Source organism: Klebsiella sp. K5-306 (assembly GCF_051835185.1).
Taxonomy (GTDB): Bacteria; Pseudomonadota; Gammaproteobacteria; order Enterobacterales; family Enterobacteriaceae; genus Klebsiella; species Klebsiella oxytoca.
Genome location: NZ_JAIFJY010000016.1, coordinates 116,201 through 125,305 on the forward strand (window position 1 = coordinate 116,201; position 9,105 = coordinate 125,305).

The window sequence follows — 9,105 nt, forward strand, 5'->3', positions numbered from 1 at the left end:
ACACTATGGATAAGAAATCTGCTCGTATCCGTCGTGCGACCCGCGCACGCCGCAAGCTCCAGGAGCTGGGTGCAACTCGCCTGGTGGTACATCGTACCCCGCGTCATATTTACGCACAGGTAATTGCACCGAACGGTTCTGAAGTTCTGGTAGCTGCTTCTACTGTAGAAAAAGCTATCGCTGAACAACTGAAGTACACCGGTAACAAAGACGCGGCTGCAGCTGTGGGTAAAGCTGTCGCTGAACGCGCTCTGGAAAAAGGCATCAAAGATGTATCCTTTGACCGTTCCGGGTTCCAATATCATGGTCGTGTCCAGGCACTGGCAGATGCTGCCCGTGAAGCTGGCCTTCAGTTCTAAGGTAGAGGTGTAAGATGGCTCACATCGAAAAACAAGCTGGCGAACTGCAGGAAAAGCTGATCGCGGTTAACCGCGTATCTAAAACCGTTAAAGGTGGTCGTATTTTCTCCTTCACAGCTCTGACTGTAGTTGGTGACGGTAACGGTCGCGTTGGTTTTGGTTACGGTAAAGCGCGTGAAGTTCCAGCAGCGATCCAGAAAGCGATGGAAAAAGCCCGTCGCAATATGATTAACGTCGCGCTGAACCACGGCACCCTGCAGCACCCGGTTAAAGGTGTTCACACGGGTTCTCGTGTATTCATGCAGCCAGCTTCCGAAGGTACCGGTATCATCGCCGGTGGTGCAATGCGCGCCGTTCTGGAAGTTGCTGGAGTTCATAACGTTCTGGCCAAAGCATATGGTTCCACCAACCCGATCAACGTGGTTCGTGCAACTATTGATGGCCTGGAAAATATGAATTCTCCAGAAATGGTCGCTGCCAAGCGTGGTAAATCCGTTGAAGAAATTCTGGGGAAATAAACCATGGCAAAGACTATTAAAATTACTCAAACCCGCAGTGCAATCGGTCGTCTGCCGAAACACAAGGCAACGCTGCTTGGCCTGGGTCTGCGTCGTATTGGTCACACCGTAGAGCGCGAGGATACTCCTGCTGTTCGTGGTATGGTCAACGCGGTTTCCTTCATGGTTAAAGTTGAGGAGTAAGAGATGCGTTTAAATACTCTGTCTCCGGCCGAAGGCTCTAAAAAGGCGGGTAAACGCCTGGGTCGTGGTATCGGTTCTGGCCTCGGTAAAACCGGTGGTCGTGGTCACAAAGGTCAGAACTCTCGTTCTGGCGGTGGCGTACGTCGCGGTTTCGAAGGTGGTCAGATGCCTCTGTACCGTCGCCTGCCGAAATTCGGCTTCACTTCTCGTAAAGCGATGATCACTGCAGAAGTTCGTCTGTCTGATCTGGCTCACGTAGAAGGCGATGTTATCGACCTGAACACGCTGAAAGCGGCTAACATTATCGGTATCCAGATCGAGTTCGCGAAAGTGATCCTGTCTGGTGAAGTATCTCGTCCGGTAACTGTTCGTGGCCTGCGCGTGACTAAAGGTGCTCGTGCTGCTATCGAAGCTGCTGGCGGTAAAATTGAGGAATAAGTAGCAGATGGCTAAGCAACCGGGATTAGATTTTCAAAGTGCCAAAGGTGGGATTGGCGAACTGAAGCGCAGACTGTTGTTTGTAATCGGTGCGTTGATTGTGTTCCGTATTGGCTCTTTTATTCCGATCCCTGGTATTGATGCCGCTGTACTTGCCAAACTGCTTGAGCAACAGCGAGGCACCATCATTGAAATGTTCAACATGTTCTCTGGTGGTGCTCTCAGCCGTGCTTCAATCTTTGCTCTGGGTATCATGCCGTATATTTCGGCATCGATCATTGTCCAGCTGTTAACGGTTGTTTATCAGCCGTTAGCGGAGCTGAAGAAAGAAGGGGAGTCTGGTCGTCGTAAGATCAGCCAGTACACCCGCTACGGTACTCTGGTGCTGGCGATATTCCAGTCGATCGGTATTGCTACCGGTCTACCGAATATGCCTGGTATGCAGGGCCTGGTAATAAATCCAGGCTTTGCATTCTATTTCACCGCTGTTGTTAGTCTGGTCTCAGGAACGATGTTCCTGATGTGGCTCGGCGAACAGATCACTGAGCGTGGTATCGGTAACGGTATTTCGATCATTATCTTCGCTGGTATAGTTGCGGGACTCCCGCCGGCCATAGCCCATACTATCGAGCAAGCGCGTCAAGGCGACCTGCACTTCCTCCTGTTGCTGTTGGTTGCAGTATTAGTATTTGCAGTGACCTTCTTTGTTGTGTTTGTTGAGCGTGGCCAACGCCGCATTGTGGTAAACTACGCGAAACGTCAACAGGGTCGTCGTGTCTATGCTGCACAGAGCACACATTTACCGCTGAAAGTGAATATGGCAGGGGTCATCCCGGCAATCTTCGCTTCCAGTATTATTCTGTTCCCGGCAACCATTACATCTTGGTTCGGGGGCGGTACTGGTTGGAACTGGCTGACAACAATTTCGCTGTATTTGCAGCCTGGGCAACCGCTTTATGTGTTACTCTATGCGTCTGCAATCATCTTCTTCTGTTTCTTCTACACGGCGTTGGTTTTCAACCCGCGTGAAACAGCAGATAACCTGAAGAAGTCCGGTGCATTTGTACCAGGAATTCGTCCGGGAGAGCAAACGGCGAAGTATATCGATAAAGTAATGACTCGCCTGACTTTGGTCGGTGCGTTATACATCACTTTTATCTGCCTGATCCCGGAGTTCATGCGTGATGCAATGAAAGTACCGTTCTACTTCGGTGGGACCTCACTGCTTATCGTTGTTGTCGTGATTATGGACTTTATGGCTCAAGTGCAAACTCTGATGATGTCAAGTCAGTATGAGTCTGCATTGAAGAAGGCGAATCTGAAAGGCTACGGCCGCTAACAGGTCGCTCGAGAAGTTACGGAGAGTAAAAATGAAAGTTCGTGCTTCCGTCAAGAAATTATGCCGTAACTGCAAAATCGTTAAGCGTGATGGCGTCATCCGCGTGATTTGCAGTGCCGAGCCGAAGCATAAACAGCGCCAAGGCTGATTTATTCGCATATTTTTCTTGCAAAGTTGGGTTGAGCTGGCTAGATTAGCCAGCCAATCTTTTGTATGTCTGTACGTTTCCATTTGAGTATCCTGAAAACGGGCTTTTCAGCATGGTGCGTACATATTAAATAGTAGGAGTGCATAGTGGCCCGTATAGCAGGCATTAACATTCCTGATCACAAACATACCGTAATCGCATTAACTGCCATTTTCGGTATCGGCAAGACCCGCTCTAAAGCCATCTGTGCTGACACGGGTATCGCTGAAAATGTTAAGATCAGTGAGCTGTCTGAAGAACAAATTGAATCCCTGCGTGAAGCGGTAGGTAAATTTGTCGTTGAAGGTGATCTGCGCCGTGAAATCACCCTGAGCATCAAGCGTCTGATGGACCTTGGTTGCTATCGTGGTTTACGCCATCGTCGTGGTCTTCCGGTTCGCGGTCAGCGTACTAAGACCAACGCACGTACCCGTAAGGGTCCGCGTAAACCGATCAAGAAATAATCGGGGTGATTGAATAATGGCAAAGGCACCAGTTCGTGCACGTAAGCGTGTAAGAAAACAAGTCTCTGATGGCGTGGCTCATGTCCATGCTTCTTTTAACAACACCATCGTTACCATTACCGATCGTCAAGGTAACGCGCTGGGTTGGGCAACAGCCGGTGGTTCCGGTTTCCGTGGTTCTCGCAAATCCACTCCGTTTGCAGCTCAGGTTGCAGCAGAGCGTTGCGCTGAAGCCGTAAAAGAATACGGCATCAAGAATCTGGAAGTTATGGTCAAAGGTCCGGGTCCAGGTCGCGAATCTACTATTCGTGCACTGAACGCCGCTGGTTTCCGCATCACTAATATTACTGATGTGACTCCGATCCCTCATAACGGTTGTCGTCCGCCGAAAAAACGTCGCGTATAACGCGTTCGTTTCTAGGATTGTTGGAGAAAGAAAATGGCAAGATATTTGGGTCCTAAGCTCAAGCTGAGCCGTCGTGAGGGCACAGACCTGTTCCTTAAGTCTGGCGTTCGCGCGATCGATACCAAGTGTAAAATTGAACAAGCTCCTGGCCAGCACGGTGCGCGTAAACCGCGTCTGTCTGACTATGGTGTGCAGTTGCGTGAAAAGCAAAAAGTTCGCCGTATGTACGGTGTGCTGGAGCGTCAGTTCCGTAACTATTATAAAGAAGCAGCGCGTCTGAAAGGCAACACCGGTGAAAACCTGTTGACTCTGCTGGAAGGTCGTCTGGACAACGTTGTATACCGTATGGGCTTCGGCGCGACTCGTGCTGAATCACGTCAGCTGGTTAGCCACAAAGCTATCATGGTAAACGGTCGTGTTGTTAACATCGCTTCTTATCAGGTTAAAGCGAATGACGTTGTTAGCATTCGTGAGAAAGCGAAAAAGCAATCTCGCGTGAAAGCCGCTCTGGAGCTGGCTGAGCAGCGTGAAAAGCCAACCTGGCTGGAAGTTGATGCTGGCAAGATGGAAGGTACGTTCAAGCGTCTGCCGGAACGTTCTGATCTGTCTGCGGACATTAACGAACACCTGATCGTCGAGCTTTACTCCAAGTAAAGCTTAGTACCAAAGAGAGGACACAATGCAGGGTTCTGTGACAGAGTTTCTAAAACCGCGCCTGGTCGATATCGAGCAAGTGAGTTCGACGCACGCCAAGGTGACCCTTGAACCTTTAGAGCGTGGCTTTGGCCATACTCTAGGTAACGCACTGCGCCGTATTCTGCTCTCATCGATGCCGGGTTGCGCGGTGACCGAGGTTGAGATTGATGGTGTACTTCATGAGTACAGCACCAAAGAAGGCGTTCAGGAAGATATCCTTGAAATCCTGCTCAACCTGAAAGGGCTGGCGGTGAGAGTTCAGGGTAAAGATGAAGTCATCCTTACTTTGAACAAATCTGGCATTGGCCCTGTGACCGCAGCCGACATTACCCATGACGGTGATGTCGAAATCGTCAAGCCGCAACATGTGATCTGCCACCTGACCGATGAGAACGCAGCTATTAGCATGCGTATCAAAGTTCAGCGCGGTCGCGGTTATGTGCCGGCTTCTGCCCGAATTCATTCGGAAGAAGATGAGCGCCCAATCGGCCGTCTGCTGGTCGACGCATGCTACAGCCCGGTAGAGCGTATTGCCTACAATGTTGAAGCAGCGCGTGTAGAACAGCGTACCGACCTGGACAAGCTGGTCATCGAAATGGAAACCAACGGCACAATCGATCCTGAAGAGGCGATTCGTCGTGCGGCAACCATCCTGGCAGAACAACTGGAAGCTTTCGTTGACTTACGTGATGTACGTCAGCCGGAAGTGAAAGAAGAGAAACCAGAATTCGATCCGATCCTGCTGCGCCCTGTTGACGATCTCGAATTGACTGTCCGCTCTGCTAACTGCCTCAAGGCAGAAGCTATCCACTATATCGGTGATCTGGTACAGCGTACCGAGGTTGAGTTGCTGAAAACGCCGAACCTGGGTAAAAAATCTCTTACCGAGATTAAAGACGTGCTGGCTTCACGTGGTTTGTCTCTGGGCATGCGCCTGGAAAACTGGCCACCGGCAAGCATTGCTGACGAGTAACCGGATCACAGGTTAAGGTTTTACTGAGAAGGATAAGGTCATGCGCCATCGTAAGAGTGGTCGTCAACTGAACCGCAACAGCAGCCATCGCCAGGCTATGTTCCGTAACATGGCTGGTTCGCTGGTTCGTCATGAAATCATCAAGACGACCCTGCCGAAAGCGAAAGAACTGCGTCGCGTAGTTGAGCCGCTGATTACTCTTGCCAAGACTGATAGCGTTGCTAATCGTCGTCTGGCATTCGCCCGCACTCGTGATAACGAGATCGTGGCAAAACTGTTTAACGAGCTGGGCCCGCGTTTCGCGAGCCGCGCCGGTGGTTACACTCGTATTATGAAGTGTGGCTTCCGTGCAGGCGACAACGCGCCGATGGCATACATCGAGCTGGTTGATCGCTCTGAATCGAAAGCAGAAGCTGCTGCAGAGTAATCTGTAGTAACGTAAAAAAACCCGCTCCGGCGGGTTTTTTTATATCCTCCCTATTCCTGCTTGTTTACAATATCTGCATTCTTTTTGTTCATCGCCGGAGCCGTATTATGTGGTTACTGGATCAGTGGGCAGAACGCCATATTCTTGATGCCCAGCGCAAAGGTGAATTGGATAATCTTCCGGGCAGTGGCGAACCACTGATTCTGGATGATGATTCACATGTGCCGCCCGAGCTACGCGCAGGTTATCGATTACTCAAGAATGCGGGTTGTTTACCTCCCGAACTTGAACATCGTAAAGAAGCCGTGATGCTAAATGACTTACTTAAAGGCGTTCAGGAGTGCGATCCCCGCTATGCTGAGCTGAGCCGTCGCCTTGCGCTGCTCGAGCTAAAGCTGCGGCAGGCGGGCTTAAATACTGACTTCCTGCGTGGGGATTACGCTGATAAGTTGCTGCATAAGATTAATGAGGAGTAATCATGTACCGCATAGGTGAACTGGCTAAATTGGCTGACGTTACTCCTGATACCATCCGCTATTATGAAAAACAGCAGATGATGGATCATAACGTGCGTACGGAAGGTGGATTTCGTCTCTATTCGGATAACGACCTGCAGAGACTGCGTTTTATCCGCTATGCCAGGCAGCTGGGGTTTACGCTGGAATCGATCCGCGAACTTCTCTCGATCCGCATCGATCCGGAACATCATACCTGTCAGGAATCTAAAGGCATTGTGCAGGCTCGTTTGAGTGAAGTGGAATCCCGTATTAAGGAGCTCCAGGCTATGCGTCGTTCCTTACAGCGGCTCAATGATGCTTGCTGCGGCACAGCGCACAGCAGTGTCTATTGTTCCATTCTTGAAGCGCTCGAGCAGGGCGCCAGTAACAGAAATACCGGGCGTTGATTTTTTCAGCATTCGCGTCTACACTCACGCCGATTTCATTTCACCAATCTGGAGATTTTATGAGCCGCTATCAGCACACTAAAGGGCAGATAAAAGATAATGCCATCGAGGCCTTGCTTCATGACCCGTTATTCAGGCAACGAGTTGAAAAGAATAAGAAGGGGAAAGGCAGTTATCAAAGAAAAGCAAAACATGCGGGGCGGGATGGTCGGGAGGCCAGTGGCAAGAAAGTGATTACTTTTTTACCACTGGCCTTCTGGTTTTAAAGCCTTTTAAGAGCGATTGTTCTGTTCTTTCAACAGGTCACGAATTTCGCTAAGCAGGACTTCTTCTTTAGTCGGAGCAGGTGGTGCTGCCGGCGCCTCTTCTTTTTTCCTGTTCAATTTGTTCATCAGTTTGATTGCCATAAAAATAGCAAAAGCCACGATGATAAAGTCGAATACATTCTGAATGAATACGCCATAGTGCATTACGACAGCGGGAATATCGCCCTGGGCATCTCGCAGCGTTACAGCAAACTGTTTAAAGTCAATTCCGCCGATGAGCAAGCCTAGCGGCGGCATAATAATATCGGCAACCAACGACGATACGATTTTACCAAATGCTGCACCAATGATGACACCGACTGCCAGATCAACCACGTTCCCGCGCATCGCAAATTCGCGAAATTCTTTTAAAAAACTCATTTTATTCTCCTTGAGCCAGCGAACACTGATAAGTTTAACAAATGTATTCCTATTTTCCATTATTAGGAAATAATTGCAGGAAAATATTATCCTTTGATATATAAGGGATAAAAGAAAGGCGTCTTGTCGACGCCTGATAACTACAGAAAGAAAGGACTTGGCTGGAATAGCCTCTCCACATCAGAGATGAATTTTTTGTCAGTCAGGAACATAACTACATGATCCCCTTGCTCAATGCGCAGATTGTTATTCGCTATCATGACATCATTACCGCGTACAACTGCGCCAATAATTGTTCCTGGCGGAAGTTTAATCTCATCAATCGAACGTCCAACAACCCGTGAAGTGCTTTCATCTCCGTGCGCCACTGCTTCAATGGCCTCAGCGACGCCGCGGCGCAGCGAGGAAACACCAACAATATCCGCTTTGCGGACATGGCTGAGCAGCGCGGATATGGTTGCCTGCTGCGGTGATATTGCAATATCGATCACGCTCCCCTGGACAAGATCGACGTAAGCCCGTCGCTGGATCAGTACCATGACTTTTTTGGCGCCCATTCGCTTCGCGAGCATGGCAGACATGATATTGGCTTCATCATCGTTGGTGACAGCGATAAAAAGATCAACTTGATCGATATGTTCTTCAGCCAGTAATTCTTGATCTGAAGCATCGCCGTAGAAGACGATGGTATTCTGCAGCTTTTCTGCAAGCTCTGCGGCTCGCTGTTGATTACGTTCAATGAGTTTGACGCTGTAATCTTTCTCCAGCTTATGGGCGAGCCCGGCGCCAATGTTTCCGCCGCCGACCAGCATGATGCGTTTATAAGGCTTTTCCAGACGCTGAAGCTCGCTCATGACTGCTCGAATGTGCTGCGAAGCGGCGATAAAGAACACCTCATCCCCGGCCTCTACAATTGTTGAGCCCTGGGGTCTGATAGGACGATCGTGGCGGAAAATGGCCGCTACGCGTGTATCAATATGCGGCATATGTTCGCGCATAGTCGAAAGTGCATTTCCCACCAAAGGACCGCCATAATAGGCTTTAACGACCGCCAGGCTGACCTTTCCTTCAGCAAAATTGACAACCTGCAAAGCGCCTGGATACTCGATCAGCCGGTAAATACTATCAATTACCAGCTGCTCAGGTGCGATAAGGTGATCTATAGGAACCGCTTCTGAATGGAAAAGTTTATCGGCATCGCGAACATAATCCGGCGAACGGATGCGAGCAATACGATTTGGTGTATTAAACAGCGAATAGGCAACCTGGCAGGCCACCATATTGGTTTCATCGGAGCTGGTCACCGCAACCAGCATGTCGGCATCATCCGCACCGGCCTCACGTAACACGCGCGGATGCGAGCCATGTCCCTGAACCACCCGGAGATCAAATTTATCCTGAAGACTACGAAGGCGGTCGCCATTCGTGTCGACCAGAGTAATGTCGTTGTTCTCCCCGACGAGATTTTCCGCCAGAGTTCCGCCGACCTGTCCTGCGCCCAATATGATAATTTTCATCAGTCGCG

The 9,105-nt window shown here is 49.9% G+C and carries 15 protein-coding genes and 1 pseudogene; 14 read left to right on the plus strand and 2 right to left on the minus strand.

Translation table 11 applies throughout. The features are described from left to right. The first annotated feature begins 5 nt into the window (after nucleotides 1-5). From rplR to K2184_RS22310, 14 genes and pseudogenes are all read left to right on the plus strand, one after another. Nucleotides 6-359, plus strand: coding sequence for a 50S ribosomal protein L18 (gene rplR, locus K2184_RS22245; protein ID WP_000358960.1), 354 nt, complete (start codon nucleotides 6-8; stop codon nucleotides 357-359). A 14-nt stretch (nucleotides 360-373) separates the two neighbouring features. Then, nucleotides 374-877, plus strand: coding sequence for a 30S ribosomal protein S5 (rpsE, locus tag K2184_RS22250; RefSeq protein ID WP_004106339.1), 504 nt, complete (start codon nucleotides 374-376; stop codon nucleotides 875-877). 3 nt (nucleotides 878-880) lie between these two features. Continuing rightward, nucleotides 881-1,060, plus strand: coding sequence for a 50S ribosomal protein L30 (rpmD, locus tag K2184_RS22255; RefSeq protein ID WP_001140434.1), 180 nt, complete (start codon nucleotides 881-883; stop codon nucleotides 1,058-1,060). A gap of 3 nt (nucleotides 1,061-1,063) precedes the next feature. Next, entirely contained in the window at nucleotides 1,064-1,498 is a 435-nt protein-coding gene (gene rplO / locus K2184_RS22260) for a 50S ribosomal protein L15 (protein ID WP_004106336.1), read from the plus strand. 7 nt (nucleotides 1,499-1,505) lie between these two features. Then, complete coding sequence (gene secY, locus K2184_RS22265) at nucleotides 1,506-2,837, plus strand: preprotein translocase subunit SecY (RefSeq protein ID WP_004106334.1); 1,332 nt, start codon at nucleotides 1,506-1,508, stop codon at nucleotides 2,835-2,837. A gap of 31 nt (nucleotides 2,838-2,868) precedes the next feature. Further along, a complete protein-coding gene (gene rpmJ / locus K2184_RS22270; protein WP_000868187.1) occupies nucleotides 2,869-2,985 on the plus strand; it encodes a 50S ribosomal protein L36 in 117 nt (38 codons plus the stop codon). A gap of 146 nt (nucleotides 2,986-3,131) precedes the next feature. Next, the gene (rpsM, locus tag K2184_RS22275; RefSeq protein WP_004106333.1) at nucleotides 3,132-3,488 is read left to right on the plus strand and encodes a 30S ribosomal protein S13; all 357 of its coding nucleotides are present in this window, start codon (nucleotides 3,132-3,134) and stop codon (nucleotides 3,486-3,488) included. 16 nt (nucleotides 3,489-3,504) lie between these two features. Further along, nucleotides 3,505-3,894 carry a 30S ribosomal protein S11 gene (rpsK, locus tag K2184_RS22280; RefSeq protein WP_004138423.1) on the plus strand — a complete coding sequence of 130 codons (390 nt, stop codon included), beginning with the start codon at nucleotides 3,505-3,507 and terminating at the stop codon, nucleotides 3,892-3,894. Nucleotides 3,895-3,927: 33 nt separating this feature from the next. Then, nucleotides 3,928-4,548: a 30S ribosomal protein S4 gene (gene rpsD / locus K2184_RS22285; RefSeq protein WP_004106330.1), complete on the plus strand. Its 621-nt coding sequence runs from the start codon at nucleotides 3,928-3,930 to the stop codon at nucleotides 4,546-4,548. 25 nt (nucleotides 4,549-4,573) lie between these two features. Then, nucleotides 4,574-5,563 (plus strand): DNA-directed RNA polymerase subunit alpha, encoded by a 990-nt coding sequence (locus tag K2184_RS22290; RefSeq protein ID WP_002919219.1) that lies wholly within the window; start codon nucleotides 4,574-4,576, stop codon nucleotides 5,561-5,563. 40 nt (nucleotides 5,564-5,603) lie between these two features. After that, on the plus strand, nucleotides 5,604-5,990 hold the full coding sequence (gene rplQ / locus K2184_RS22295; RefSeq protein ID WP_004106324.1) for a 50S ribosomal protein L17: 387 nt from the start codon (nucleotides 5,604-5,606) through the stop codon (nucleotides 5,988-5,990). A 107-nt stretch (nucleotides 5,991-6,097) separates the two neighbouring features. Continuing rightward, entirely contained in the window at nucleotides 6,098-6,466 is a 369-nt protein-coding gene (locus K2184_RS22300; RefSeq protein ID WP_004106314.1) for a DUF1992 domain-containing protein, read from the plus strand. 2 nt (nucleotides 6,467-6,468) lie between these two features. Further along, nucleotides 6,469-6,894, plus strand: a complete 426-nt coding sequence (gene zntR, locus K2184_RS22305; protein WP_004106312.1) for a Zn(2+)-responsive transcriptional regulator — start codon at nucleotides 6,469-6,471, stop codon at nucleotides 6,892-6,894. Between the two features lie 59 nt (nucleotides 6,895-6,953). Further along, nucleotides 6,954-7,213: pseudogene (locus K2184_RS22310) on the plus strand (alternative ribosome-rescue factor A). On the opposite strand, the gene mscL reads toward K2184_RS22310, so the two are convergent. Beyond that, nucleotides 7,167-7,580 carry a large-conductance mechanosensitive channel protein MscL gene (gene mscL, locus K2184_RS22315; protein ID WP_004106310.1) on the minus strand — a complete coding sequence of 138 codons (414 nt, stop codon included), beginning with the start codon at nucleotides 7,578-7,580 and terminating at the stop codon, nucleotides 7,167-7,169. The pseudogene K2184_RS22310 and the gene mscL overlap by 47 nt on opposite strands. A 140-nt stretch (nucleotides 7,581-7,720) precedes the next feature. Beyond that, nucleotides 7,721-9,097 (minus strand): Trk system potassium transporter TrkA, encoded by a 1,377-nt coding sequence (trkA, locus tag K2184_RS22320; protein ID WP_004106309.1) that lies wholly within the window; start codon nucleotides 9,095-9,097, stop codon nucleotides 7,721-7,723. Nucleotides 9,098-9,105: the final 8 nt, after the last annotated feature.